Genomic DNA, 355 nt, shown 5'->3' on the forward strand with positions numbered 1-355 from the left:
CACTTCCGTCAACCAGGCTTATCAGCGTGGTACCGGAGGATGGCAGCGTGATTTCACGGTCGAGCGTCAGCGTCCGGGTCTGGCTGTTTACCGCCAGCACGCGCCCGCCGGTGCGGATACCGGCATAGTCATCATCGCAGATTTCAATGACATCGCCCGGTACATGGCGAAGCCCTTCTGCGCCGACGCTGAAATCCACGGTCTGCGTTTCCAGCAGTTCTGTTTTAATCAGCCACAGCCCGGCGCGGTGTGCCTGCCCCCGGCTGGTACAGCCAAAAGCATCCATCTTCGTGACGTTACGACCGTAACGGGCAATGGCCTGCGTGTCCTCCACAAGCTCTGTCGCCGTCTCCCA

1 protein-coding gene is annotated in these 355 nt (G+C 60.6%); it reads right to left on the reverse strand.

The window, feature by feature from the left end:
• On the reverse strand, positions 1-355 hold a 355-nt coding region (locus ATB02_RS25900), incomplete at both ends, for a phage tail protein (protein ID WP_241957655.1).

Source organism: Escherichia sp. MOD1-EC5189 (assembly GCF_002966045.1).
GTDB lineage: Bacteria > Pseudomonadota > Gammaproteobacteria > Enterobacterales > Enterobacteriaceae > Escherichia > Escherichia coli_F.